At 49.5% G+C, this 25,193-nt stretch carries 24 protein-coding genes, 7 tRNA genes, 2 other RNA genes and 1 pseudogene; 11 read left to right on the forward strand and 23 right to left on the reverse strand.

Annotated elements, in window-relative coordinates; all coding sequences use genetic code 11:
- Positions 1 to 69 precede the first annotated feature (69 nt).
- Entirely contained in the window at positions 70 to 822 is a 753-nt protein-coding gene (gene gpmA, locus ACJHYR_RS11585; RefSeq protein ID WP_001295305.1) for a 2,3-diphosphoglycerate-dependent phosphoglycerate mutase, read from the forward strand.
- Positions 823 to 987: 165 nt separating this feature from the next.
- Here the strand turns inward: gpmA and aroG are convergent, their stop codons facing one another.
- Positions 988 to 2,040 (reverse strand): 3-deoxy-7-phosphoheptulonate synthase AroG, encoded by a 1,053-nt coding sequence (gene aroG, locus ACJHYR_RS11590; RefSeq protein WP_001109184.1) that lies wholly within the window; start codon positions 2,038 to 2,040, stop codon positions 988 to 990.
- A gap of 315 nt (positions 2,041 to 2,355) precedes the next feature.
- On the opposite strand from aroG, the gene ACJHYR_RS11595 reads away from it, so the two are divergent.
- Together ACJHYR_RS11595 and zitB are read left to right on the forward strand one after the other, a co-directional pair.
- Positions 2,356 to 2,736, forward strand: a complete 381-nt coding sequence (locus ACJHYR_RS11595; protein WP_000784342.1) for a YbgS-like family protein — start codon at positions 2,356 to 2,358, stop codon at positions 2,734 to 2,736.
- Positions 2,737 to 2,849: 113 nt separating this feature from the next.
- Entirely contained in the window at positions 2,850 to 3,791 is a 942-nt protein-coding gene (gene zitB / locus ACJHYR_RS11600) for a CDF family zinc transporter ZitB (protein WP_000951268.1), read from the forward strand.
- Here zitB and pnuC read toward each other — a convergent pair.
- The 22 genes from pnuC to cydA all read right to left on the reverse strand — a co-directional run bounded on the left by pnuC (position 3,788) and on the right by cydA (position 16,145).
- Complete coding sequence (gene pnuC, locus ACJHYR_RS11605; RefSeq protein ID WP_000345406.1) at positions 3,788 to 4,507, reverse strand: nicotinamide riboside transporter PnuC; 720 nt, start codon at positions 4,505 to 4,507, stop codon at positions 3,788 to 3,790. The genes zitB and pnuC overlap by 4 nt on opposite strands.
- Positions 4,508 to 4,544: 37 nt before the next feature.
- Complete coding sequence (gene nadA / locus ACJHYR_RS11610; protein ID WP_000115314.1) at positions 4,545 to 5,588, reverse strand: quinolinate synthase NadA; 1,044 nt, start codon at positions 5,586 to 5,588, stop codon at positions 4,545 to 4,547.
- 247 nt (positions 5,589 to 5,835) lie between these two features.
- Positions 5,836 to 5,961, reverse strand: a non-coding RNA gene (locus tag ACJHYR_RS11615) — RtT sRNA.
- A 30-nt stretch (positions 5,962 to 5,991) separates the two neighbouring features.
- Positions 5,992 to 6,117: non-coding RNA, RtT sRNA (locus ACJHYR_RS11620), on the reverse strand.
- A 30-nt stretch (positions 6,118 to 6,147) separates the two neighbouring features.
- Positions 6,148 to 6,223 (reverse strand) — tRNA-Lys (locus ACJHYR_RS11625).
- A gap of 33 nt (positions 6,224 to 6,256) precedes the next feature.
- Positions 6,257 to 6,332, reverse strand: a tRNA-Lys gene (locus ACJHYR_RS11630).
- A 146-nt stretch (positions 6,333 to 6,478) separates the two neighbouring features.
- Positions 6,479 to 6,554: transfer RNA gene (locus ACJHYR_RS11635), tRNA-Lys, on the reverse strand.
- Between the two features lie 3 nt (positions 6,555 to 6,557).
- A tRNA-Val gene (locus ACJHYR_RS11640) sits at positions 6,558 to 6,633 on the reverse strand.
- A 51-nt stretch (positions 6,634 to 6,684) separates the two neighbouring features.
- A tRNA-Lys gene (locus tag ACJHYR_RS11645) sits at positions 6,685 to 6,760 on the reverse strand.
- Positions 6,761 to 6,762: 2 nt separating this feature from the next.
- Positions 6,763 to 6,838 (reverse strand) — tRNA-Val (locus tag ACJHYR_RS11650).
- A 135-nt stretch (positions 6,839 to 6,973) separates the two neighbouring features.
- Positions 6,974 to 7,049: transfer RNA gene (locus ACJHYR_RS11655), tRNA-Lys, on the reverse strand.
- Between the two features lie 164 nt (positions 7,050 to 7,213).
- Positions 7,214 to 8,005 carry a cell division protein CpoB gene (cpoB, locus tag ACJHYR_RS11660; RefSeq protein WP_000097567.1) on the reverse strand — a complete coding sequence of 264 codons (792 nt, stop codon included), beginning with the start codon at positions 8,003 to 8,005 and terminating at the stop codon, positions 7,214 to 7,216.
- Between the two features lie 9 nt (positions 8,006 to 8,014).
- Positions 8,015 to 8,536: a peptidoglycan-associated lipoprotein Pal gene (gene pal / locus ACJHYR_RS11665; protein WP_001295306.1), complete on the reverse strand. Its 522-nt coding sequence runs from the start codon at positions 8,534 to 8,536 to the stop codon at positions 8,015 to 8,017.
- Between the two features lie 34 nt (positions 8,537 to 8,570).
- Positions 8,571 to 9,863 carry a Tol-Pal system beta propeller repeat protein TolB gene (tolB, locus tag ACJHYR_RS11670; protein ID WP_001295307.1) on the reverse strand — a complete coding sequence of 431 codons (1,293 nt, stop codon included), beginning with the start codon at positions 9,861 to 9,863 and terminating at the stop codon, positions 8,571 to 8,573.
- Between the two features lie 132 nt (positions 9,864 to 9,995).
- Positions 9,996 to 11,261, reverse strand: a complete 1,266-nt coding sequence (tolA, locus tag ACJHYR_RS11675) for a cell envelope integrity protein TolA (RefSeq protein WP_000030637.1) — start codon at positions 11,259 to 11,261, stop codon at positions 9,996 to 9,998.
- Positions 11,262 to 11,325: 64 nt separating this feature from the next.
- A complete protein-coding gene (tolR, locus tag ACJHYR_RS11680; RefSeq protein WP_000090097.1) occupies positions 11,326 to 11,754 on the reverse strand; it encodes a colicin uptake protein TolR in 429 nt (142 codons plus the stop codon).
- Positions 11,755 to 11,757: 3 nt separating this feature from the next.
- Positions 11,758 to 12,450, reverse strand: a complete 693-nt coding sequence (gene tolQ, locus ACJHYR_RS11685) for a Tol-Pal system protein TolQ (protein WP_000131314.1) — start codon at positions 12,448 to 12,450, stop codon at positions 11,758 to 11,760.
- Entirely contained in the window at positions 12,447 to 12,851 is a 405-nt protein-coding gene (gene ybgC, locus ACJHYR_RS11690; protein WP_001098384.1) for a tol-pal system-associated acyl-CoA thioesterase, read from the reverse strand. The genes tolQ and ybgC overlap by 4 nt, the downstream gene beginning before the upstream one ends.
- 149 nt (positions 12,852 to 13,000) lie before the next feature.
- A complete protein-coding gene (gene ybgE / locus ACJHYR_RS11695) occupies positions 13,001 to 13,294 on the reverse strand; it encodes a cyd operon protein YbgE (protein ID WP_000034602.1) in 294 nt (97 codons plus the stop codon).
- Entirely contained in the window at positions 13,294 to 13,407 is a 114-nt protein-coding gene (gene cydX, locus ACJHYR_RS11700) for a cytochrome bd-I oxidase subunit CydX (protein WP_000270282.1), read from the reverse strand. The genes ybgE and cydX overlap by 1 nt, the downstream gene beginning before the upstream one ends.
- A gap of 14 nt (positions 13,408 to 13,421) precedes the next feature.
- Positions 13,422 to 14,561, reverse strand: coding sequence for a cytochrome d ubiquinol oxidase subunit II (gene cydB / locus ACJHYR_RS11705; RefSeq protein ID WP_000568275.1), 1,140 nt, complete (start codon positions 14,559 to 14,561; stop codon positions 13,422 to 13,424).
- A 15-nt stretch (positions 14,562 to 14,576) separates the two neighbouring features.
- A complete protein-coding gene (gene cydA / locus ACJHYR_RS11710) occupies positions 14,577 to 16,145 on the reverse strand; it encodes a cytochrome ubiquinol oxidase subunit I (protein WP_000884361.1) in 1,569 nt (522 codons plus the stop codon).
- Positions 16,146 to 16,950: 805 nt separating this feature from the next.
- On the opposite strand from cydA, the gene ACJHYR_RS11715 reads away from it, so the two are divergent.
- The 8 genes and pseudogenes from ACJHYR_RS11715 (at position 16,951) to ACJHYR_RS11750 (ending at position 25,175) form a co-directional block, all read left to right on the forward strand.
- Entirely contained in the window at positions 16,951 to 17,895 is a 945-nt protein-coding gene (locus ACJHYR_RS11715) for a hypothetical protein (protein ID WP_059328162.1), read from the forward strand.
- Positions 17,896 to 17,975: 80 nt separating this feature from the next.
- Positions 17,976 to 18,398: a hypothetical protein gene (locus ACJHYR_RS11720; RefSeq protein ID WP_000613122.1), complete on the forward strand. Its 423-nt coding sequence runs from the start codon at positions 17,976 to 17,978 to the stop codon at positions 18,396 to 18,398.
- Between the two features lie 546 nt (positions 18,399 to 18,944).
- Complete coding sequence (glmS, locus tag ACJHYR_RS11725) at positions 18,945 to 19,394, forward strand: methylaspartate mutase subunit S (protein ID WP_000710394.1); 450 nt, start codon at positions 18,945 to 18,947, stop codon at positions 19,392 to 19,394.
- Positions 19,394 to 20,782 (forward strand): methylaspartate mutase accessory protein GlmL, encoded by a 1,389-nt coding sequence (gene glmL, locus ACJHYR_RS11730; protein WP_410233112.1) that lies wholly within the window; start codon positions 19,394 to 19,396, stop codon positions 20,780 to 20,782. Before glmS ends, glmL begins: the two co-directional genes overlap by 1 nt.
- 18 nt (positions 20,783 to 20,800) lie before the next feature.
- The gene (locus ACJHYR_RS11735) at positions 20,801 to 22,246 is read left to right on the forward strand and encodes a methylaspartate mutase subunit E (RefSeq protein ID WP_000423334.1); all 1,446 of its coding nucleotides are present in this window, start codon (positions 20,801 to 20,803) and stop codon (positions 22,244 to 22,246) included.
- The gene (locus ACJHYR_RS11740) at positions 22,246 to 23,487 is read left to right on the forward strand and encodes a methylaspartate ammonia-lyase (RefSeq protein ID WP_000695027.1); all 1,242 of its coding nucleotides are present in this window, start codon (positions 22,246 to 22,248) and stop codon (positions 23,485 to 23,487) included. The genes ACJHYR_RS11735 and ACJHYR_RS11740 overlap by 1 nt, the downstream gene beginning before the upstream one ends.
- 3 nt (positions 23,488 to 23,490) lie before the next feature.
- Positions 23,491 to 24,861 (forward strand): annotated as a pseudogene (locus ACJHYR_RS11745) (acyclic terpene utilization AtuA family protein).
- Complete coding sequence (locus ACJHYR_RS11750) at positions 24,858 to 25,175, forward strand: DUF4387 domain-containing protein (protein ID WP_000813947.1); 318 nt, start codon at positions 24,858 to 24,860, stop codon at positions 25,173 to 25,175. The pseudogene ACJHYR_RS11745 and the gene ACJHYR_RS11750 overlap by 4 nt, the downstream one beginning before the upstream one ends.
- Positions 25,176 to 25,193: the final 18 nt, after the last annotated feature.

The following is a 25,193-nucleotide window of genomic DNA, read 5'->3' on the forward strand; positions in this document are numbered from 1 at the left end:
TGCTGTTGCTTCGTCACGGCAATATAATGAGAATTATTATCATTAAAAGATGATTTGAGGAGTAAGTATATGGCTGTAACTAAGCTGGTTCTGGTTCGTCATGGCGAAAGTCAGTGGAACAAAGAAAACCGTTTCACCGGTTGGTACGACGTGGATCTGTCTGAGAAAGGCGTAAGCGAAGCAAAAGCAGCAGGTAAGCTGCTGAAAGAGGAAGGTTACAGCTTTGACTTTGCTTACACCTCTGTGCTGAAACGCGCTATCCATACCCTGTGGAATGTGCTGGACGAACTGGATCAGGCATGGCTGCCCGTTGAGAAATCCTGGAAACTGAACGAACGTCACTACGGTGCGTTGCAGGGTCTGAACAAAGCGGAAACTGCTGAAAAGTATGGCGACGAGCAGGTGAAACAGTGGCGTCGTGGTTTTGCAGTGACTCCGCCGGAACTGACTAAAGATGATGAGCGTTATCCGGGTCACGATCCACGTTACGCGAAACTGAGCGAGAAAGAACTGCCGCTGACGGAAAGCCTGGCGCTGACCATTGACCGCGTGATCCCTTACTGGAATGAAACTATTCTACCGCGTATGAAGAGCGGTGAGCGCGTAATCATCGCTGCACACGGTAACTCGTTACGTGCGCTGGTGAAATATCTTGATAACATGAGCGAAGAAGAGATTCTTGAGCTGAATATCCCGACCGGCGTGCCGCTGGTTTATGAGTTTGACGAGAACTTCAAACCGCTGAAACGCTATTATCTGGGTAATGCTGACGAGATCGCGGCGAAAGCAGCAGCCGTTGCGAACCAGGGTAAAGCGAAGTAAACGTCATTCGTTTAAAAATGAGAAAGCCGACTGCAAGTGAGTCGGCTTTTTTGTTTGTCGTTGCTAACAATGGAGCACATTGCCTGATGCGACGCTGCGCGTCTTGCCAGGGCTACGGTGATTCATCGGATACGCCACTCTGACGGCGCATCCGACAATTAAACCTTACCCGCGACGCGCTTTTACTGCATTCGCCAGTTGACGTAACAGAGCATCGGTATCATCCCAGCCAATGCAGGCATCGGTGATGCTCTTGCCATAGGCCAGCGGTTCCCCACTCTCGAGGCTCTGATTGCCTTCCACCAGATGGCTTTCCACCATCACGCCAATAATGGCCTTTTCGCCACCGGCAATCTGCTGGCAAACGTCAGTACAAACATCCATCTGCTTTTTGAATTGTTTGGACGAATTAGCATGGCTGAAATCGATCATCACCTGTGCTGGCAGGCCTGCTTTGTTCAGCCCTTCTTTCACTTCAGCAACGTGCTTCGCGCTGTAGTTAGGCTCTTTACCGCCGCGCAGAATGATATGGCAATCGCCGTTACCGCTGGTATTCACAATCGCCGAATGCCCCCATTTGGTCACAGACAGGAAGCAGTGCGGCGCACCGGCGGCATTAATGGCATCGATAGCCACTTTAATCGTACCATCAGTGCCATTTTTGAAGCCTACCGGGCAAGAAAGCCCTGATGCCAGTTCGCGGTGCACCTGCGATTCCGTAGTACGTGCGCCAATTGCGCCCCAGCTCATCAGGTCAGCGAGATATTGCGGGGTGATCATATCGAGAAATTCACCTGCTGCTGGCAGACCGCTGTCGTTAATATCGAGCAGCAATTTGCGGGCAATACGCAGACCATCGTTGATCTGGAAGCTGTTATCCATATGCGGATCGTTAATCAGCCCTTTCCAGCCCACCGTAGTACGCGGCTTTTCAAAATAGACGCGCATCACGATTTCCAGCTCATCTTGCAGCTCTTCACGCAGCGTCAGCAAGCGAGCGGCATACTCTTTAGCCGCGACAGGATCATGAATTGAGCACGGACCAATCACCACCAACAGGCGATCATCATTACCTTTCAGGATTTTATGGATCGCTTTTCGGGCATGGGCGACCGTATTCGCGGCATTTTCAGTAGCGGGGAATTTTTCCAGCAATGCGACAGGAGGAAGTAACTCCTTGATTTCTTTGATGCGTAAATCGTCGTTCTGATAATTCATGTCTGTTCCAGTGTTGCCATACTTATCTTAGTGAATGCAATACTTCCAATCTATATCTTCCGTCAGAATGTGTAAACGGGGTTTTACACTATGAACGGATTAATCCTGGAATTAGCAAGAAAAACGCCAGATTGTCGCGAAAAACGAGATCTCTCCTACAATTTCTAACTGTAACTCCTTTGTTTGTTAATTATTTCAAGATTCTCTGCTGGGTATCTTAGCCTGGCTGAAATCTTAAACCATTGCCTTATATTCACCTGCAAATGCACTGTTGGAAGAGGTTATCCGACATAACGACCATAACAGGAGCATCCTATGAAAATGACAAAACTGGCCACACTATTTTTGACTGCCACTCTAAGCCTTGCCAGCGGTGCCGCACTGGCTGCCGATAGCGGAGCGCAAAGCAATAACGGCCAGGCAAACGCCGCAGCTGATGCGGGCCAGGTAGCCCCTGATGCCCGTGAAAATGTCGCGCCAAATAACGTCGACAATAACGGGGTAAATACCGGTTCTGGCGGCACAATGCTGCATCCGGATGGTTCTTCAATGAACAATGACGGCATGACCAAAGATGAAGAGCACAAGAACACCATGTGCAAAGATGGTCGCTGTCCGGATATCAATAAAAAGGTACAAACTGGTGATGGCATCAACAATGATGTCGATACCAAAACCGACGGTACCACGCAGTAACCCTGCGAAATAGCCAATAATGGGAGAGCGGAGTCTCTCCCTTTTAATTTTTCCCTTCTAAAAGCAGTATGATGTCATAAAGTTAAGTGAGAATAATTAAGGGATGACTCGTCATGGCGCACTCACACTCACACACTTCCTCACACCTGCCAGAAGATAATAATGCTCGTCGCTTGTTGTATGCTTTCGGCGTGACTGCCGGGTTTATGCTCGTAGAAGTCATTGGTGGTTTTCTTTCCGGTTCTCTGGCATTGCTGGCCGATGCGGGTCATATGTTGACCGATACTGCCGCCCTGCTTTTCGCCCTACTCGCAGTGCAATTTTCCCGTCGTCCTCCCACCATTCGCCACACTTTCGGTTGGCTAAGATTGACCACGCTCGCGGCGTTTGTGAATGCCATCGCCCTGGTGGTGATTACTATTTTGATTGTCTGGGAGGCGATAGAACGCTTCCGCACTCCGCTTCCGGTCGAGGGCGGCATGATGATGGCAATTGCCGTGGCTGGGCTGCTGGCAAATATACTTTCTTTCTGGTTACTTCATCACGGCAGCGAAGAGAAAAACCTCAACGTGCGAGCAGCGGCACTGCATGTGCTCGGGGACCTGCTGGGTTCGGTTGGGGCTATTATTGCCGCGTTGATTATTATCTGGACCGGCTGGACACCTGCTGACCCCATTCTCTCAATACTGGTGTCGCTTCTGGTTCTGCGTAGCGCGTGGCGACTGTTGAAAGATAGCGTGAATGAATTACTTGAAGGTGCACCGGTATCGCTGGATATCGCCGAACTGAAGCGTCGTATGTGCCGGGAAATCCCGGAAGTCCGCAATGTGCACCATGTACATGTATGGATGGTAGGCGAGAAGCCGGTGATGACGCTGCATGTGCAGGTGATCCCGCCACACGATCACGATGCCTTGTTAGATCAGATCCAACACTACCTGATGGATCACTATCAGATTGAACACGCCACTATTCAGATGGAATATCAACCTTGTCATGGGCCAGACTGCCACCTGAATGAAGGGGTGTCTGGCCATTCACATCATCACCATTAATGGGACAGCGCGCGTGAACCTCTTTCGCGTGCGCTGTTGATCCACATCCGGCTGCCGTTGAGGGCAATAAAGGTCAGGATGATGTACTCCAGAGACATGGCGTAAACGCCCTGAAGTGCAAAAATAACGACGCTAATCACGTTAATAATCACCCACAACAGCCAGTTTTCCACATACTTACGCGTCATCAGAATCATTGCCACGATAGATAACACCATCATGCAGGAATCCCAGAACGGGAAAGCGTCCGGCTGTAGTTCAGGCATCGCAACCTGTAATCCTAATGCTTGCATGATCATGACTGCCACGCGGGTCAAAAATGCAAACACCGGATTGATAAATACCGTCATCAGACCAATCGAAACAACGCAAACCGCCAACCAGCTTAGCGCCTTCGGCAATGGCAACCAGCGAATTTTCAACTCCGCCTCGTTCTGACTGGTTTGTCGCGACCACGCATACCAGCCGTAAATATTCGCGGCAAAGAAAAACACCTGTAATAGCAGGCTGGCATACAGCTGAATCTGAAAGAAAATAATGCCAAACAATGTGACGTTGATCAGGCCAAAGAAGTAGTTGCTGATCTTCTCCAGACTGGCAAGGCCAATACACAGCAACCCGGCGATCGTGCCTACCGCTTCGATCCATGAGAGATCATAACCGCCTGCTCCTATTGGTATATGTACCAGGATATTCTGCACACTAAAAAAATCCATCTTTCCCCCAAAGCGTAACGTTACGCCTTATTATTCGTTATCCACGTAGTGTAGCCGCAAAATCCAGCATACGATTGAGCGGCACCAGCGCCCTCTCTCGCAGCCTTTCCTCAACATGAACCTCGTGATTGCTTCCTTCCTGTTCTAATGCCTCTGCGATGGCCTGAAGGCCATTCATGGCCATCCACGGACAATGCGCGCAGCTGCGGCAGGTTGCGCCCTCACCCGCGGTTGGTGCTTCCAGTAACTCTTTATCTGGTACCGCCTGCTGCATTTTGTAGAAAATACCCCGATCGGTTGCCACGATAAGTCGCTGATGTGGCAATGTTTTCGCAGCAGCAATCAGTTGACTGGTGGAACCGACCGCATCCGCCATCTCTACAATAGCTTGCGGTGATTCTGGATGCACCAGTATGGCAGCATCCGGGTATTCTTCTTGCAAGCGGGTTAACGCCTGAGTCTTAAACTCATCATGCACAATGCAGGCACCCTGCCAGCATAAAATGTCTGCGCCCGTCTGTTTTTGCACGTAACGCCCCAGATGTTTGTCGGGTGCCCAGATGATTTTTTCACCCAAACTATCCAGATGATCAATAAGTTCGACGGCAATGCTTGAAGTTATCACCCAATCTGCCCGCGCTTTTACCGCAGCAGAAGTGTTGGCGTAGACGACGACAGTATGATCGGGATGGGCATCGCAAAATGCGTTAAATTCTTCAACTGGGCAGCCGAGATCCAGTGAACATTCAGCCTGAAGTGTCGGCATCAGAATTGTTTTTTCCGGACTGAGAATTTTGGCGGTTTCTCCCATAAATCTCACCCCAGCGACTAACAACGTAGAAGCGGGATGCTTTGCACCGAAGCGCGCCATTTCCAGAGAATCAGAAATACAGCCACCGGTTTCTTCTGCCAGTTGTTGAATTTCGGGATCGGTATAGTAGTGGGCAACCATCACCGCATTACGTTCTTTTAGCAGACGTTTTATCTTCTCGCGGTAATACACTTTTTCATCAATGCTTAACGGCGTCGGCTTCGGGGGGAAAGGATAAATCGCCGTGTCTGGATCAAACATCACGCTCATCTTACTATCTCGTTTTACAGGCTTAACGTTAAAACCGACATGAGCGTAATATTCGCTGTTATCGGTGAAATTTGTTTTATATGCTAAACAAGATAGTCGAATGGTGGGGAAAAGTCACTCGAATTACGCCTAATTCCACCGACGTAGAGTTGCTTGCAAAGTAAGCTCTGAAGATGTCATCAGGTTACAAAGTGAAATTGAGGATGCCTGAATAGCAAAAAAGCGCCTTTAGGGCGCTTTTTTACATTGGTGGGTCGTGCAAGATGACTCGCTTCGCTCGCCCTACGGGCCGTCGCCGCGAGCGGCTCCGTTGTTTCGCTGCGCTCAACTCGAACCTGCTGCAGGTTCGAATCTTTGAGTATCGCAGATAGCAAAAAAGCGCCTTTAGGGCGCTTTTTTACATTGGTGGGTCGTGCAGGATGACTCGCTTCGCTCGCCCTTCGGGCCGTCGCCGCGAGCTGCTCCGTTGTTTCGCTGCGCTCAACTCGAACCTGCTGCAGGTTCGAATCTTTGAGTATCGCAGATAGCAAAAAAGCGCCTTTAGGGCGCTTTTTTACATTGGTGGGTCGTGCAGGATTCGAACCTGCGACCAATTGATTAAAAGTCAACTGCTCTACCAACTGAGCTAACGACCCCTTGCGGGATTATGCTGCTTTAATCATTCAGGATGGTGGGTCGTGCAGGATTCGAACCTGCGACCAATTGATTAAAAGTCAACTGCTCTACCAACTGAGCTAACGACCCATACGGGTGTTACCTGAAAGATTTCTACTCGGAACCAATCTTTAAAATTGGTGGGTCGTGCAGGATGACTCGCTTCGCTCGCCCTACGGGCCGTTGCTGGCGCAACGTTATCCTTCACGCTTAACATCTGAGTTTGATGTTAAAATTGGTGGGTCGTGCAGGATTCGAACCTGCGACCAATTGATTAAAAGTCAACTGCTCTACCAACTGAGCTAACGACCCGAGTGGTGGGTGATGACGGGATCGAACCGCCGACCCCCTCCTTGTAAGGGAGGTGCTCTCCCAGCTGAGCTAATCACCCGATACTGCGCTGGATACTACAAACTACTTCCACCGAACCCACCGTAATTAGTGGTGGGTCGTGCAGGATTCGAACCTGCGACCAATTGATTAAAAGTCAACTGCTCTACCAACTGAGCTAACGACCCGGTGGTGGGTGATGACGGGATCGAACCGCCGACCCCCTCCTTGTAAGGGAGGTGCTCTCCCAGCTGAGCTAATCACCCAATACTACGCTGGATACTACAACTAACTATGTTAGTGGTGGGTCGTGCAGGATGACTCGACTTCGTCTCGCCCTTCGGGCCGTTGCTGACGCAACGTTATCCTTCACGTTTTACTACCGCTTCCACCTTAGCGATTGGTGGGTCGTGCAGGATTCGAACCTGCGACCAATTGATTAAAAGTCAACTGCTCTACCAACTGAGCTAACGACCCACTTTTTCGTTGCTTTCGGTTTGTTTGATATCCCGTGGCAACGGCGGCATATATTACTGATTTCAGACTTGAGCGCAACAAAAATTTCGATGCAGATCACTCAACTGCTTATGATTCGCACGACACGACCAGAAATAATGCGACTTCTGGTCGTGTGTTATGCATTACATCGCGTTCAGACGTTTTTGCGCCTGTTTAGCGCCATCAGTACCAGGGTATTTACTGATAACCTGCTGGTATACGGCTTTCGCTTTTGCGGTGTCACCTTTGTCCTGCATGATGACGCCGACTTTAAACATCGCATCTGCAGCCTTTGGCGACTTCGGATAGTTTTTTACTACCGAAGCAAAATAGTACGCCGCATCATCTTTTTTACCCTTGTTGTAGTTTAACTGACCCAGCCAATAATTGGCGTTTGGCAGGTAAGTTGAATCAGGGTAATTTTTGATGAAATTCTGAAATGCCACCATTGCGTCATCCTGGCGGGATTTATCCTGCACCAGCGCAATAGCTGCATTGTAATCCGTGTTTGCATCACCGCTTTTCACCGGCGCGCCAGCATTCGCAGTACCAGCATCAGCTGTCGGCGTCATTGATGCCGCCGCACCGCTTTGATCGCCGCTGGTTGATTGCGCCGCTGCACCACCGCTGCTGAGGCTATCGATCTGCAACAGGATCTGCTTTTGCCGCTCCACGACCTGATTCAGTTGATACTGATTTTCCTGAATCTGACCACGCAGGGAATCAATATCGGATTGATTATCAGAGAGTTGTTGCTGGAGTTGGGTTAAAAGCTGGCTGTGAGCATTTGAAATACGCTCAAGTTGAGTGACGCGGTCTTCGACCGAGCCTGAGCCGACACTACTGATTGGTGCCTGAGCAAAAGCGGCCCAGGGGGCCGCTATACCAACCAGTAACGACAGACTCAATAGTTGATGTCTGAAGTTACTGCTCATGCAATTCTCTTAGTAAACCAGTACCGCACGACGGTTTTTGGAGTATGCCGCTTCGTCATGACCCAGTACTGCAGGTTTTTCTTTACCGTAAGAAACGATGGAGATCTGGTCTGCAGAAACGCCTTTACCCTGCAGGTACATCTTAACGGCGTTCGCACGACGTTCACCCAGGGAGATGTTGTATTCCGGAGTACCACGTTCGTCCGCGTGACCTTCTACGGTGACTTTGTAAGACGGGTTGCTACGCAGGAAGTTTGCATGTGCATCCAGCATTTGAGCGAAGTCAGAACGGATATCGTACTTGTCCAGATCGAAGTAAACGATGTTGTTCTGCTGCAGCTGTTGCATTTGCAGACGAGCCTGCTCTTCGGAAGACATGTTGCCGTTGCCGCCGTTCGCATCCATACCAGTGCCGGCACCCAGCATGCCTTCGCTGCCGTCATTGCTGGCGTTCTTGTTGGAAGAACATGCCGCAATTGCCATAACAGGCAGAGCAATCATCAGCCCTTTCAGCACTTTGTTCAGTTGCATTTCAATGATTCCTTTACTATTCAATTAATTATTATCACAGATACGGCGACCAGGCAGGGAATTTGACCTGTCCATCAGTTGCCGGAAGACGCGCTTTGAAACGCCCATCTGTAGAAACCAAATTCAGCACGGATCCCATCCCCTGAGAAGAGCTGTAGATTACCATAGTGCCGTTAGGTGCCAGACTTGGCGTTTCATCCAGGAACGTGGACGACAGAACTTGTACGCCTCCCGTTGCCAGATCTTGTTTGGCAATGTGCTGCTGCCCACCATTGGAGCTGACCATTACCATAAATTTACCGTCGCTGCTGACATCCGCATCCTGGTTCTGCGAACCTTCCCAGGTAATACGTTGTGGCGCACCGCCGTTGATATTCACTTTATAAACCTGTGGACGACCGGCCTGGTCAGAAGTAAATGCCAGGTTCTGGCTGTCCGGGAACCAGGTCGGTTCGGTATTGTTACTGCGACCATCCGTCACCTGGCGGATCTGACCAGAAGCCAAATCCATTACGTACAGGTTCAGACTACCGGTTTTCGACAAGGCGAATGCCAGTTTGCTGCCGTCTGGCGAGAATGCAGGTGCACCGTTGTGACGCGGGAACGAAGCCACCTGACGTACTGCGCCATTTGCCAGCGTTTGGATGACCAGCGCGGAACGACCGCTTTCGAAGGTCACATAAGCCAGTTTAGAACCGTCTGGTGACCACGCCGGAGACATCAGCGGCTGCGGTGAACGGTGAACGACAAACTGGTTGTAACCGTCATAGTCAGATACGCGCAGTTCATACGGGAACTGACCGCCGTTGGTCTGAACAACGTAGGCAATACGGGTACGGAACGCACCTTTAATGCCGGTCAGTTTTTCAAACACTTCATCACTGGCGGTATGACCAGCATAACGCAGCCACTGCTTGTTCACTTTGTACGAGTTCTGAGCAAGTACAGTACCCGGTGCGCCGCCAGTGTCAACAAGTTGATAAGCAACATTGTAAGAACCGTCCGGATTCGGAGTGACCTGGCCGACAACCACTGCGTCGATCCCCAGCGCAGACCATGCAGCTGGTTGTACTTCCTGCGCACTACCCGGCTGCTGTGGCAGACGAGCGCGATCTAACGGATTAAATTTACCGCTGTTACGCAAGTCAGCAGCAACGATACCGCCAATATCTTCAGGTGCCGCACCAGGACCCGCCCACTGGAAAGGAACAACGCCAATAGGACGACCGGAATCTACACCGCTGTCGATCACAATGCGGACTTCAGCATGCAGAACTGATGCCCACAGTATGAGAAAACCAAATGCTACTCGTAATGCCTGCTTCATCATATCTCCCTTATCTGGACCGATGGCCCACGATAATTTAGCAGAATGTTAACAAACTAAAATACACAAAACTACCAGAACCCCGTGGCAACCGGTGCCTGATGTTGACCGTCGGAACAGTCAACATCGCGATTACGGTTTGAAGTCCAATGGTGCGTTTTTGAACACTTCATATACTGCCTGGCTTGGTGGTTTCGGGATCTTCGCAAGTTTAGCTGCTGCCAACGCAGCCTGACAAAGTGCGGGATCGCCACCTTCAGGTTTGATATCCAGTAACATACCATCGGGTGCCAGTTTTATGCGCAGCGTACAGGTTTTGCCTGCATAGGACGATGCGTCATAGAACTTACTTTCGATAGCAGATTTAATCTGCCCGGCATAGTTATTGATATCGGCCCCTGATGCGCCATTGTTTTTAGTATTACCACTCCCGGCTGGCGAAGCATTGTTCCCTTTCGCCCCTCCCCCCGTTTTCGGTGCATTCTTACCAGAGCTTAGCTCACCGAAAATATCATCTGCCTCTGCGGCCGCTTTTGCTGCAGCGGCTTTTTCAGCTGCTGCTTTTGCAGCTGCCGCTTTTTTGTCTGCGGCGGCTTTTTCTGCCGCTGCTTTCTTATCAGCTGCTGCCTTTTCAGCAGCCGCTTTTTCTGCTGCTTTTTTGTCGGCTGCAGCTTTCTCTGCTGCCGCTTTCTTATCAGCTGCAGCCTTTTCAGCAGCCGCTTTCTTCTCAGCTTCTGCCTTGGCTTTTTCAGCAGCTTCAGTTGCCGCTTTCTTTCTTGCTTCAGCTGCAGCTGCTTCTGCCGCTTCCGCTTTCTTCTTCAGTGCCGCCGCGGCTGCCTCGGCTTTTTTCTGCGCTTCGGCTGCGGCTTTGGCGGCTTCTGCTTCTGCTTTTTTCTTCGCGTCTGCAGCCGCTTTCTTCGCAGCTTCTTCCGCAGCTTTAGCATCCGCTTCGGCCTTCGCTTTAGCATCTGCCGCCGCTTTCGCTGCCGCCTCTTCCGCTTGCTTCTGCTTTAACTCGGCCTGTTTTGCGGCTTCTTCAGCCTGCTTTTTCTGCTCCTGAGCCGCTAACCGCTCTTTCTCAAGTTGCTTCAGGCGTTCCTGTTCAGCCGCTTGTTTCTCACGCAGTTCTTCAGCAGCCTGCTGTTCCTTCATCTTGCGCTGCTCATCAGAACGCTTCGCGCTTGATTCCTGGCTTTGCATGCGTTTGTACTGCTCAACTACCGCACCTGAATCAACCATGACAGCGTCGATGGACGAACCACCGCCGCCTCCGGCTGAAGCTTCTATATTCTCATCGAACGAACTCCAGATCAGCGCCGCAAATAAGATGACATGCAGCACTGCTGAAATAATTATCGCCCGCTTGAGCTTGTCGTTTTGTTCGGTTGCCTTTGACACTCTCGGTTTCCAAAAACTGTTCGCCTGTTACCCGCTCTCTTTCAAGCAAGGGAAACGCAGATGTTTAGATAGGCTGCGTCATTAAACCAACCGATTTCACACCCGCACTATGTAACAAGTTCAGTGCTTTAATTATTTCATCGTAAGGCACATCTTTTGCGCCACCGATCAGAAAGACCGTTTTCGGGTTGGCCTTGAAACGGCTGGACACTTCCGCCACCACCTGCTCTGGTGGCAAACGCTCCAGGCGATCTTTCTCAACCACCACGGTGTACTGACCAATACCAGACACTTCAACAATCACTGGCGGATTATCGTTACTGCTCACCGCCTGTGATTCAGTAGCGTCTGGCAGATCGACCTCCACGCTCTGGGTGATGATGGGCGCTGTCGCCATAAAGATCAGCAACAGCACCAGCAGTACGTCCAGCAACGGTACAATGTTGATTTCGGACTTGAGATCGCGACGACCTCGTCCACGCGCTCTGGCCATGGCTTACCCCTTGTTGCTCTCGCTAACGGTAAACGCCTGGCGGTGCAGAATCGCGGTAAACTCTTCCATAAAGTTGTCGTAATTCAGTTCCAGTTTGTTTACGCGCTGGTTGAGGCGGTTGTAGGCCATAACCGCCGGAATTGCGGCGAACAGACCAATTGCCGTCGCAATCAACGCTTCTGCGATACCGGGCGCAACCATTTGCAGTGTTGCTTGTTTTACCGCCCCGAGGGCGATAAAGGCGTGCATGATCCCCCAGACCGTACCAAACAGACCAATATACGGGCTGATGGAGCCAACCGTACCGAGGAACGGAATGTGCGTTTCCAGATTTTCAAGTTCACGGTTCATGGAGATACGCATAGCACGCGACGCCCCTTCCACTACGGCTTCCGGCGCATGGCTATTGGCACGATGCAGGCGCACAAACTCTTTGAACCCGCTGTAAAAGATTTGTTCCGAACCAGTCAGATTATCCCGTTTCCCCTGACTCTCTTGATAGAGGCGAGAGAGTTCGATTCCAGACCAGAATTTATCTTCAAACGCTTCGGCTTCACGCGCCGCTGCGTTAAGAATACGGGTCCGCTGGATAATAATGGCCCAGGATGCGATTGAAAAACCAATCAAAATCAACATGATAAGTTTAACCAGAAGGCTAGCCTTCAGGAACAAATCAAGGATATTCATGTCAGTCACTGCTTAAACTCCGCGACAATAGACTTGGGAAGCGCACGAGGCTTCATTTTGAGTGGGTCAACGCAAACAACCAGAACCTCTGCTTCATTCAGCAAAGTATTCTCGGCGTTGACAATACGTTGCGTGAAAACCAAAGAGGTGCCACGCATTGATGTTATTTCAGTCTGTATTTCGAGCATATCGTCGAGCCGCGCAGGTGCGTAATATTCCACCGTCATTTTACGTACCACAAAGGCAACGCGTTCAGCCATCAGCGCCTGTTGACTGAAGTGATGATGACGCAGCATCTCTGTGCGTGCTCTTTCATAAAAAGCGACGTAACTGGCGTGGTACACCACACCACCGGCATCGGTATCTTCATAGTAGACGCGAACCGGCCATCGAAACAGCGTTGTATTCACTTTACATCCCGGTAATGCAACAAAAGTTAGAGCTTTTAAACGCTGCTACTATACGCGCGCGATTGAGGTTTGGGAATGAGGGCAAGTTAAGGGAGCGTAAAAATTTATGGGCCTGAAGCGGCCCATAAATTTTTAAAGAGAATTCTGATTTAAAAGAAGAAGAAAATCAGCCCGACAATGAGAACAATATCGGCAAGCAAAGGGCAAAAAATCCCTTGCCAGAGAACCTTCTGCGGACGAAAGCCCACGCCGTGAATAACACCAGCACAGACGGCCCACATCAGCAATAAACCATGCCAGATTTCCAGTTCACTGGTCTTCGCGGCGAAACGTGACGGGTCCCAAAACATACATCCTGCTAACAGAAGCGCCATCACGAAGGAAAGCGCCCGCAGGGGGCGCTTGTCCATTACCGCATACAAGGTTGCGATAATCTTACTCATCAGATGTCTTCTTGACCGGCTTTGCCTGATTCGACGTGCTCAAGCGCCAGCGCGGTGATTACCCCAAACGAACAGGCAAGAAGCGTTCCCAGAATCCATGCGAAATACCACATTTTTAGCTCCTTACTTAGTACAGAGAGTGGGTGTTACGTTCAATATCTTCTTTGGTGATACGACCGAACATTTTCCAGTAACACCAGGCGGTGTAGAGCAGAATGATCGGTACCAGAACCACCGCAACCCAGGTCATGACGTTAAGTGTCAGCTGGCTGGAAGTTGCATCCCACATTGTCAGACTTGCGTTCATCATGGTGCTGGACGGCATCACAAACGGGAACATTGCGATACCGGCAGTCAGGATGATGCAGGCCAGCGTCAGGGAGGAGAACACAAACGCCCACGCGGCTTTATCCATACGTGCAGTCAGGATGGTCAGCAGCGGCAGAACCACACCCAGTGCCGGAATAGCCCACAGAATTGGCGTGTTGTTGAAGTTTACCAGCCATGCGCCAGCTTCACGAACCACTTCTTTATTCAGCGGGTTAGAGGCTGCGTAATGGTCCATTGTCGATTTCACGACATAACCATCGATACCGTACATCACCCATACGCCAGCCAGTGCGAAGCAGACCAGTGTCACCAGTGCCGCCACCTGAGCCGTTGCACGGGTACGCAGGTGCAGTTCGCCCACGGTACGCATTTGCAGATAGGTTGCGCCCTGAGTAATGATCATCCCTACGCTCACCACGCCTGCCAGCAGGCCGAACGGGTTAAGCAGCTGGAAGAAGTTACCGGTGTAGTACAGACGCAGATATTCATCAACGTTGAACGGTACGCCCTGCAACAGGTTACCGAACGCTACACCAATCACCAACGGCGGAACGAAGCTACCAATGAAGATGCCCCAGTCCCACATGTTACGCCAGCGGGTTTCTTCAATCTTGGAGCGGTAGTCAAAACCGACCGGACGGAAGAACAAAGACGCCAGCACGAGGATCATCGCCACATAGAAGCCGGAGAACGCAGCGGCATAGACCATCGGCCAGGCAGCAAAGAGTGCGCCGCCTGCGGTGATCAGCCAAACCTGGTTACCGTCCCAGTGTGGTGCAATGGAGTTAATCATAATTCGACGCTCGGTGTCGTTACGACCGAGGAAACGGGTGAGCATGCCCACCCCCATGTCGAAACCGTCAGTGACTGCAAAACCAATCAGCAGAACGCCAACCAGCAGCCACCAGATAAAACGCAATACTTCATAATCGATCATTTGACGACTCCTGTCTTAGCGTGCCGGCTGAGTAGTCGTGGAAGACTGCTCAAAGTGATAGCGACCGGTTTTCAGGCTGCTTGGGCCGAGGCGTGCAAACTTGAACATTAAGAACAATTCTGCCACCAGGAACAGGGTATACAGGCCGCAAATCAGCACCATTGAGAAGATGAGATCGCCTGCGGTCAGTGACGAGTTCGCCACAGCTGTCGGCAGCACTTCACCGATAGCCCACGGTTGGCGGCCATATTCAGCCACGAACCAGCCCGCTTCTACAGCAATCCACGGCAGCGGAATACCGTACAGCGCGGCGCGCAGCAGCCATTTTTTCTCGCCAATGCGGTTGCGGATGACACTCCAGAAAGAGAGCGCGATGATTGCCAGCAGCAGGAAGCCACACGCCACCATGATACGGAACGCGAAGTACAGCGGCGCTACACGCGGAATGGAGTCTTTGGTTGCCTGTTGAATCTGCGCTTCAGTCGCATCAGCCACGTTTGGCGTATAGCGTTTCAGCAGCAGACCGTAACCGAGGTCTTTCTTCATGCTATTGAACTGGTCACGAACCGCCTGGTCGGTAGAACCAGAACGCAGTTGCTCGAGCAGAGAGTACGCCTTCATCCCGTTACGAATGCGTTCTTCATGCTGCACCATCAGTTCTTTCAGGCCGATAACTGGAGTATCCACGGAACGCGTTGCAATGATGCCCAGCGCGTAAGGGATCTGGATCGCAAATTTGTTCGTCTCCTCTTCCTGATCAGGAATGCCGAACAGAGTAAAGGCAGCAGGCGCAGGTTGCGTTTCCCACTCGGCTTCAATAGCAGCCAGTTTGGTTTTCTGCACGTCGCCCATTTCGTAACCAGATTCATCACCCAGAACAATAACAGACAGAACGGCAGCCATACCGAAGCTGGCAGCGATAGCAAAGGAGCGTTTAGCGAAGGCGAAGTCACGACCTTTCAGCATATACCATGCGCTGATACCGAGGATGAACATCGCGCCAGTCACATAACCAGACGCTACAGTGTGAACGAATTTCACCTGAGCAACCGGGTTAAGCACCAGCTCGGAGAAGCTCACCATCTCCATACGCATAGTTTCAAAGTTGAAATCGGACGCGATTGGGTTTTGCATCCAGCCGTTCGCAACCAGAATCCACAGTGCGGACAGGTTTGAACCGAGCGCCACCAGCCAGGTGACACACATATGCTGAACTTTACCCAGACGATCCCAACCGAAGAAGAACAGACCTACAAAGGTGGATTCGAGGAAGAAGGCCATCAGACCTTCGATTGCCAGCGGCGCACCGAAGATATCCCCTACATAGTGGGAATAGTAAGACCAGTTAGTCCCGAACTGGAACTCCATGGTCAGACCGGTAGCCACACCCAGAGCGAAGTTGATACCAAACAACTTGCCCCAGAACTTGGTCATATCTTTATAAATCTGTTTGCCGGAAAGGACGTAGACCGTTTCCATAATGGCCAGCAGGAACGCCATACCGAGCGTCAGTGGCACAAAAAGGAAGTGGTACATCGCGGTCAAGGCAAACTGTAAGCGCGACAGTTCGACTATATCTAACATCATGACTCCTTGCTCATCGCATGAAGACTCCGAGAGTGAACCCCGTTAGAAAGGGTCACACGCATGCCCCAATACAAAATTATTTGCTCGCCTCTATCGTTGCCATTTCATCAAAAGAGGAAAAGACAATGATAAAAAAGTTACAAATATGTTAATGAATAAACCAAATTGATCCCGTAATTATATTACGCCGCAAAATCCTTACAATAAACAGGTTTTTATTGAGCAAATTTGCATTTTTCGACAGTGATCAATTTATAGCGAAATTGTCACGATCTCACCAATTTGATCTACGACAATTTATCGTGTTTTGCAGATTTTTTTCAAGAATTAAAAATTGATTTATATCAAAACCAACCAAATATGTTAATTATGTATAAACCATAGATCATTGGTGATTTTATTGTTAATTTATTGTGAAATATTTATGCAACACAATTATTACAATGAAAAGGTATAGATAAAAAACCAGTGTTTTATTTAACAGAACCGCCTTATCCACTTTTTATAATACCAATTGATTAGATTAGCCAATTTGTTGCTATTTTACATAACATATTTTTATCAAAGTTAATTGATTGTTGCGTTTATGAGCACCGGCCGTAAGCCCGTTATGTTATTGTTTCATTAGTAATAATCACTTAAATGTATCGATGAAACAGGTATGACTTAGCGGGAGTGATTGTTTCTGAGTGAACAGAGACCACTTTCGCCTGATAAATGAAAAATGAGCGATTTTTGCAAGTTAGTTTTTCTATAGCCGAGTACGCTCAGCGCCTCGCTTGATTACAATGAGGTTGCTGCTATGAGTCCTGATAATATCAGTTCTGCTGTCAATCGCTTCTCAGGTTGGCCATCTAATGATCCTCTAAAAACAGATAAAGAATCAATGACATCACCCATGACTGTGCAGGTAATAAAGATGATTGCCGCCATCCTTGACCCACATCGGATAGTCGTTGGAATCGATACACTTTATACAACGCAGCGCGAAACATTTACCTCAGAGAGTCAACAGCTCATTGAACCAGCATTGCAAACACTTCATGTGATGAATTTAAATAACCTGGAAACAAATCTCGATGAGGAAGGTCACTATCTGGCTTTTGGATATAACGTTGACACTCCTGACAGAATAACCGTTTCTGCTTATAATGAAAAAAAGCCTGGCTGCTATGGTCAATGTCTTTTAATACAGGATGACGAAACAGACTTATTTAACCTGATAAAAGTTAAAACTTTTGAAGCCAGGCATAATTATGTCGCTCAATTGATGAGCGATCCGGAATTTATGTTCAAATTTAGTTATAGCGCTCAACAAAATAGATTAGAACCTCATCTTCTGGTTCCCACTTATTTCCCTCTAAAAACAAACGAACCGGTTACGCAAGAGGATGTACTGTTACTTTATCGTTTCTTTAAAATGGATGGTGATTTTAATATATTAACATCAGATGAATACATGAGTATCATGACACCTCTGATGAAGTGTGAGCGCAGCATCCACGACCACAACAGGTATGTGACGGGCAAAGATACCCTTCTTCTGGACTATCCTCCTTCTGGTAACCAGATATATTTCCATATTTTTCCTGACGAATCAGCAACACTAGTCCTTTATTTTTCAAACAATGACATTGAATGTTTCGTCTTTGAAAGAGATATTCCGAGCCAGTATCGCTTTTTCAAAATGTTTACCAATCTGGCACTGGTTATTGATCAGTTAACCGATGCCAATCAAATACTTTAATTTTTATATATTCCCTGTGGCAAATATTGCTAAACAATGCCCGGGGATTAATTTTTATTACTCACGGAAAGATTTAAATAATGATCCCATCTCAAATCTCTTTCAACACCCTTCCTGTCAATGCAACATACGCTTCAGAGACAACAGTTGACACACAAAAATTCTCTGACATCCTCTACTCAGCGGGGTATTCCCTAAAGGATCTGGCTTATCTGAGCAGATGTCTGGCATCAATACATCCGACTATCGCCAAAAACATTTATGAAACAGAAAATCTCAGCGATCAAAAATTACTGCATATTGATTGCCGTAGTACAAATGAAATCAAGATAAATATCTTTTTTGGTCAACAACGAGAAGGATTAATTGAAATTAATTCTGACACTGTCATTTTTCCGATATTGTCTTCATTAATTGACTCCGCCATTTCTAAATTTCAACACCAAATCCCCGTTAACGGTTCAGTAAATCCTGACCTATTGTATGAGGATTATACTGATTAAATCCACCCAGTCGCGAAAATGGCCTGCGTTATTGCCAGACGTAATAAAACTTTTGATTAACGTTACTCGTACTGGTAGCACCTTCATGTACTTTTCTTTTTTACGAAAAATCAAAAGAGCTAACAAAGGTCATAATTCGCATGAATCATTAATTATTTGTTATTTTCAACATTATTTTTACATTAAGCAGAGATGAATTGCAGTGAAATTCGACTTAACTTTTATGAAATGCATTTACTCATGGCTAAAGCCACGTCACAAAAATGCAAATTAGAAGTTGATCACAATTATCTCAATACATCAAATCAAGTTAATTTTAAAAATTTAACATTCATGACATTAGTTGACATAACACACTGAATTAAAATGAGAATTTGAAAACACACTTTAAACAATCATTTCCCGAAAGACATTTTGAAAATAGATCAATTGCAACATTACGGTCAGATAAAGACACTCCTGTGATATTAAACCTGTGCCGTTATGAGCGGCCATAAATACGACGTGTGTAACTTATTTTACTCTCTGTCTTACAAAGGATTACCCATGAAGAAAGCAACACTTGTGATTGGCGTTATTGGCGCGGACTGCCATGCAGTAGGCAATAAAGTTCTGGACCGCGTTTTTAGCAACCATGACTTCAGAGTTATTAATCTGGGCGTAATGGTCAGCCAGGACGAATATATTGATGCTGCCATTGAAACTGGTGCTGACGCGATTGTCGTCTCCTCTATCTATGGGCATGGCGATATCGATTGTCTGGGCATGCGCGAACGCTGCATCGAGCGTGGGCTGGGTAACATCCTGCTCTATGTGGGCGGTAACCTGGTGGTCGGAAAACATGACTTCGCTGACGTGGAAACCAAGTTCAAAGAGATGGGATTTGATCGCGTCTTTTCCCCAAGTCATGACTTAGAAGATGTTTGTCAGCTGATGGCCCACGATATCAACCAACGTCATAACGTTGATACTCGCATTCTTGAAGAGGCAATCTGATGCAAATCGTCTCTGTCGATATTGGTTCGACGTGGACCAAAGCAGCCCTCTTCACCCGGGAGGGGGACGCGTTAACGTTGGTTAACCACGTTCTGACCCCAACCACCACCCATCATCTGGCGAAGGGGTTTTTCTCCAGCCTGGACCAGGTGTTAAACGTAGATGATGCCCTCCCCCTGTTAAACAGTGGTGAGGTTGCATTGAAGTATTCCTCCTCTGCCAAAGGTAGGCTGGCGGTTGCCGCAATGGGATTGGTGCCTTCTATCACCCTGGAAACCGCGAAAGTAACCGCTCACTCTGCGGGTGCTAAAATTGCGCAATATTACGCCTACAAGCTGAACCGCCGTGATATCCAGGCACTGGAAGAAACGCAGCCCGATATTCTCTTATTCACCGGCGGCACCGATGGCGGAGAAGAAAGCTACGGACTGAATAACGCCCGTGTGTTGGCAGAATCCAAACTCGACTGCGCCATTATTTATGCCGGAAACCGGGATATTCAGGACGAGGTGCAGGAGATCCTCGGGCATAAAGACCTGACCATCGTCGACAACGTTCTGCCCGATCTTGACCATCCGAACCCTTTAGCTGCACGCCAGGCTATCTGCGACATATTCCTTAAACGCATCGTTAAAGGGAAAGGGCTGGATGTCATTGTTGATAAAACAGGCGAAGAACCAATGCCGACACCATGGACGGTCTTTGAACTGGTTAAGGCAATCAGTAACGTCGATCACAGCTGGAAAGAGTTCATGCTGATCGACATGGGCGGCGCAACCACCGATGTCTATTCCGCCTGTGCCAACACGCTCTCGCCCGACACTGTTTTACATGGCGTACCGGAACCCTTCGTAAAACGGACGGTGGAAGGCGATCTGGGAATGCGCGTCTCGGCAATGGTGGTTGGTGAAAGTGCGAAAGAGTTAGTCAATGTGAATTTTGCTCAGCAACCCGCACAGCTGGACGCTTTTTATCATTACCTCCGCCATCTAGTCGCTCATCCCGACTACTTACCCGCGAATGCAGAAGAAAAATATTTCGATACCGTCCTGGCCGGACTGTGTGTGGGTTATGCCACCGAAAGACATGCGGGCACCAAAAAAGAGGTCTGCACCTGCGTCGGCAATGTCGATTTACAGATGGGACGAGACCTGACAACCGTGCGTAAAGTCGTGGGATCCGGCGGATGGCTCTCGCGTGCCAGTCAGTTCGATATGCATCACTGGTTGAAATACCGCGAGTTAAACGACTACGGTAAACGCATTCTCTTACCGACCGAATTTGAATATTACCGCGATTCCCGGGGGCTATTACCACTGCTGGCAAACGTCGCCAGAGTCGATCCGCTGGCCGCCGCGCGCACCAGTATTCAATGCTTAACCCTATAACAATTAAGGCTGCAATCAATGGAACTTCGAAATAAGAAATTAACCCATAACGAATTCATGACCGAGCGGCAACAGGTATTGAAAACCTGGGAAACCGGCAAGGATGTTGAAAACTTTGAAGATGGCGTTAAATACCAACAAACCATTCCTGAGCATAAACGCTTCTCTCTTGCCCTGCTGAAAGCAGACAAGGAAGGTAAAACTCTTAGCCAACCGCGCGCAGGCGTGGCGCTGATGGACGAACACATCGAACTACTGAAAACACTACAAGAAGAGTGCGATCTGCTGCCGAGCACCATCGATGCATATACCCGTCTGAATCGGTACGAAGAAGCTGCTGTAGGGATTAAAAAATCCATCGAAGCCGGAACCTCTAAACTGAACGGTTTACCGGTCGTTAACCACGGCGTCGCAGCTTGCCGTCGCCTCACCGAAACTCTGCAAAAACCGCTACAGATCCGCCACGGCACGCCAGATGCGCGTCTGCTGGCTGAAATCTCGATGGCCAGCGGCTTTACCAGTTATGAAGGCGGCGGCATTTCCTACAATATTCCGTATGCCAAACGCGTAACGCTGGAAAAATCGATCCGCGACTGGCAGTACTGCGACCGTTTAATGGGGATGTATGAAGAACACGGGATCCGCATCAACCGCGAACCGTTTGGCCCACTAACGGGTACGCTGATCCCGCCGTTTATCTCGCACTCTATCGCGATAATCGAAGGCTTGCTGGCGCTGGAACAGGGTGTGAAATCTATCACCGTTGGTTATGGACAGGTCGGCAGCCTGACGCAGGATGTTGCGGCGATCCAGTCTCTGCGTGAACTTGCACACGAATATTTTCAGAGCTATGGCTATACCGACTATGAATTAAGTACCGTGTTTCACCAGTGGATGGGCGGCTTTCCGGAAGACGAATCGAAAGCGTTCGCTATTATCTCCTGGGGCGCAGCCGTCGCGGGGATGTCTGGTGCCACCAAAGTCATCACCAAAAGCCCGCACGAAGCCTGGGGTATCCCGACTGCCGCTGCCAACATTCAGGGGCTGAAAGCCTCCCGCCAGATGCTCAACATGGTCAACGAGCAGAAATTCCCGCCGTGCCCTGCGGTTGAACTGGAAATTGAACTGATTAAGAGCGAGGTTCGCGCAGTACTGAATAAAGTGTTCGAACTGGGTAATGGTGATATTGCGCGCGGTACGGTGCTGGCATTTGAAGCGGGCGTACTGGATGTGCCGTTTGCACCAGCCGCGTGTAACGCGGGCAAAATTCTTCCGGTCCGTGACAACACCGGCGCGATACGCGTACTGGAAGCTGGAGCCGTTCCATTGCCAAAAGATATTCTCGACCTCCACCACGATTACGTTGCTGAACGCGCACGCTTTGAAGGACGCCAACCGACATTCCAGATGGTTGTAGATGACATCAATGCTGTATCCCACAGTAAATTAATAGGAAGACCATAATGAAAATAAAACAGGCCCTGTTCACCGCTGGCTACTCCTCATTCTATTTCGATGACCAGCAGGCGATAAAAAACGGAGCGGGTCATGACGGCTTTTTTTATACCGGGGAGCCGGTAACACAGGGGTTTAACGCCGTTCGTCAGGCCGGGGAGTGCGTATCGGTACAGTTGATTCTGGAAAACGGCGCGGTCGCCGTAGGTGACTGTGCTGCCGTACAGTATTCCGGGGCAGGTGGTCGCGATCCACTGTTCCTCGCTGAGCACTTTATTCCGTTTCTCAACGACCATATCAAGCCATTACTGGTAGGCCGCGATGTGGATGCTTTCCTGCCGAATGCCCGTTTCTTCGACAAATTGCGTATTGACGGCAACTTGCTGCATACCGCCGTGCGCTACGGATTATCACAGGCGCTGCTTGATGCTACCGCGCTGGCAACCGGCCGTCTGAAAACTGAAGTAGTTTGCGATGAATGGCAGTTGCCACGCGTGGCGGAATCCATTCCATTATTTGGTCAGAGCGGTGACGATCGATATATCGCCGTCGATAAGATGATCCTTAAGGGCATCGACGTGCTGCCCCATGCACTGATTAATAACGTCGAAGAGAAACTAGGCTTTAAAGGTGAAAAACTGCGCGAATATGTCCGCTGGCTGTCGGATCGTATTCTGAGCAAGCGCACCAGCGCACGCTACCACCCTACCCTGCACATCGATGTATACGGCACTATCGGTCTGATCTTCGATATGGATCCGCTTCGCTGTGCGCAATACATCGCCAGCCTGGAAAAAGAAGCGCAAGGCCTGCCGCTCTACATTGAAGGGCCGGTCGATGCCGGTAACAAGCCCGATCAAATTCGCCTGCTGACCGCGATTACCAAAGAGCTGACGCGCCTCGGTTCCGGCGTGAAAATTGTGGCCGATGAATGGTGTAACACCTACCAGGATATTGTTGATTTTACTGATGCCGCCAGTTGTCACATGGTGCAAATCAAAACCCCGGATCTGGGCAGTATTCACAACATCGTCGATGCGGTTCTTTACTGCAATAGCCACAGCATGGAAGCGTACCAGGGCGGCACCTGCAATGAAACTGATGTCAGTGCCCGCACCTGTGTCCACGTCGCCCTTGCCGCTCGCCCTATGCGTATGCTGGTAAAGCCAGGGATGGGCTTTGACGAAGGCCTCGATATCGTCTTCAACGAAATGAATCGTACTATCGCGCTGTTGCAGGCTAAGGATTAACAAATGGCTCGTTCTTTTAAAGTGTTATCGCCAACGGCAATCCTCGGGTATGGATTCCCGGAAGAGAGCTTCCGTAAAGCGATGGCAGAATCGCCCGATCTGATCGCCGTTGATGCAGGCTCTTCCGATCCAGGCCCCCACTACCTCGGGGCAGGCAAACCGTTTACCGATCGCGCAGGGGTCAAGCGCGATCTGCGCTATATGATCACCGCAGGCGTGCAAAATAATATACCGGTGGTGATCGGAACGGCTGGCGGTTCTGGTGCCGCACCACACCTGGAGTGGTGCCGAGAAATAATTCATGAGATTGCCCAGGAAGAGCACCTCTCGTTCTCAATGGCGCTGATCCCGGCAGACGTTGACAAAGCCATCGTCCACCAGGCGCTGGATAACGGCAAAATCACGGCGCTGGAGTTTGTCCCGCCGTTAACCCACGACGCGATTGACGAAAGTACGTATATCGTTGCGCAAATGGGCATCGAACCCTTCCAGCGGGCGCTGAAAGAAGGCGCGCAAGTGGTGCTGGGCGGGCGCGCTTACGACCCGGCCTGCTTTGCTGCGCTTCCGATCATGCAAGGCTTTGATGAAGGTCTGGCGCTGCATTGTGGGAAAATCCTTGAATGCGCGGCAATCGCCGCAACGCCCGGCTCAGGCTCTGACTGTGCGATGGGCATCATTGATGACAACGGCTTTACGCTGAAGACATTTAATCCGAAGCGTAAATTTACCGAAACGTCAGCGGCTGCACACACACTGTATGAGAAATCCGATCCCTACTTCCTGCCTGGACCTGGCGGCGTGTTGAACCTGAAAGGCTGCACATTTTAAGCGGTCAATGACAGCGAAGTGTACGTCAGCGGTTCTAAGCATGAAGAAACGCCGTATTCCCTGAAACTGGAAGGTGCGCGACGGGTGGGCTTCCGCTGTCTGACCATCGCCGGAACGCGCGACCCGATCATGATCGCCGGGATCGATAAAATCATCGATGAAGTCAAAACCAGCGTTTCGCGTAACCTGTCGCTCGACGATGACAGCATTCACATCAATTTCCACCTGTACGGCAAAAACGGGGTGATGGGCGACCATGAACCGATGCAAACTGCCGGGCATGAGCTGGGGATTGTCCTAGATGTAGTTGCGCCGACCCAGGAGATTGCCAACAGCGTTTGCTCGCTGGTGCGCTCTACTATGCTGCACTACGGCTATGAAAACCGCATCGCTACCGCAGGCAACCTGGCGTTCCCGTTCTCCCCTTCTGATATCCAGGGCGGGCCAGTATACGAATTTTCCATATATCACCTGATTGAAGCCAACGACGCTCTGCGTTTTGATTTCCATATTGAACAGGTGACGCCAGAAGGAGTTCAGGCATGAAACAGTCAATTGTCTCACTGGCGCAAGTCATTCGTTCGAAAAATGCCGGACCTTACGAACTGGTTTTAGATATTTTATTTAAAACGAAAGAAAACTATGAGCGAGTTAAATCATCAGGGCAATTAACCCCAGAACTGATCGCGCGCTTATATCATGTTGAACCTGACTTTATTCATCGTATTGTCTGGTTTGATCCTTCTAACGCAGTAAAAATCGTCATGCCACGAGATATTATCTCCGGGAATGTAGGTGACAATGATGTCTATGGCGCACAGCAACATGCACCTTTATTAAATATGAGTTTCGATTTGTAAAAATCCGAACACTTTTAG

Origin of the sequence: Escherichia sp. WS1450, from assembly GCF_046487395.1 — a bacterium.
Lineage (GTDB): Bacteria > Pseudomonadota > Gammaproteobacteria > Enterobacterales > Enterobacteriaceae > Escherichia > Escherichia coli.

Coding starts and splice junctions, on each gene's coding strand:
- gpmA (WP_001295305.1), top strand. CDS start 70: ATGGCTGTAACTAAGCTGGTTCTGGTTCGTCATGGCGAAAGTCAGTGG.
- aroG (WP_001109184.1), bottom strand. CDS start 2,040: ATGAATTATCAGAACGACGATTTACGCATCAAAGAAATCAAGGAGTTA.
- ACJHYR_RS11595 (WP_000784342.1), top strand. CDS start 2,356: ATGAAAATGACAAAACTGGCCACACTATTTTTGACTGCCACTCTAAGC.
- zitB (WP_000951268.1), top strand. CDS start 2,850: ATGGCGCACTCACACTCACACACTTCCTCACACCTGCCAGAAGATAAT.
- pnuC (WP_000345406.1), bottom strand. CDS start 4,507: ATGGATTTTTTTAGTGTGCAGAATATCCTGGTACATATACCAATAGGA.
- nadA (WP_000115314.1), bottom strand. CDS start 5,588: ATGAGCGTGATGTTTGATCCAGACACGGCGATTTATCCTTTCCCCCCG.
- cpoB (WP_000097567.1), bottom strand. CDS start 8,005: ATGAGCAGTAACTTCAGACATCAACTATTGAGTCTGTCGTTACTGGTT.
- pal (WP_001295306.1), bottom strand. CDS start 8,536: ATGCAACTGAACAAAGTGCTGAAAGGGCTGATGATTGCTCTGCCTGTT.
- tolB (WP_001295307.1), bottom strand. CDS start 9,863: ATGAAGCAGGCATTACGAGTAGCATTTGGTTTTCTCATACTGTGGGCA.
- tolR (WP_000090097.1), bottom strand. CDS start 11,754: ATGGCCAGAGCGCGTGGACGAGGTCGTCGCGATCTCAAGTCCGAAATC.
- ybgE (WP_000034602.1), bottom strand. CDS start 13,294: ATGAGTAAGATTATCGCAACCTTGTATGCGGTAATGGACAAGCGCCCC.
- cydX (WP_000270282.1), bottom strand. CDS start 13,407: ATGTGGTATTTCGCATGGATTCTGGGAACGCTTCTTGCCTGTTCGTTT.
- cydB (WP_000568275.1), bottom strand. CDS start 14,561: ATGATCGATTATGAAGTATTGCGTTTTATCTGGTGGCTGCTGGTTGGC.
- cydA (WP_000884361.1), bottom strand. CDS start 16,145: ATGTTAGATATAGTCGAACTGTCGCGCTTACAGTTTGCCTTGACCGCG.
- ACJHYR_RS11715 (WP_059328162.1), top strand. CDS start 16,951: ATGAGTCCTGATAATATCAGTTCTGCTGTCAATCGCTTCTCAGGTTGG.
- ACJHYR_RS11720 (WP_000613122.1), top strand. CDS start 17,976: ATGATCCCATCTCAAATCTCTTTCAACACCCTTCCTGTCAATGCAACA.
- glmS (WP_000710394.1), top strand. CDS start 18,945: ATGAAGAAAGCAACACTTGTGATTGGCGTTATTGGCGCGGACTGCCAT.
- glmL (WP_410233112.1), top strand. CDS start 19,394: ATGCAAATCGTCTCTGTCGATATTGGTTCGACGTGGACCAAAGCAGCC.
- ACJHYR_RS11735 (WP_000423334.1), top strand. CDS start 20,801: ATGGAACTTCGAAATAAGAAATTAACCCATAACGAATTCATGACCGAG.
- ACJHYR_RS11740 (WP_000695027.1), top strand. CDS start 22,246: ATGAAAATAAAACAGGCCCTGTTCACCGCTGGCTACTCCTCATTCTAT.
- ACJHYR_RS11750 (WP_000813947.1), top strand. CDS start 24,858: ATGAAACAGTCAATTGTCTCACTGGCGCAAGTCATTCGTTCGAAAAAT.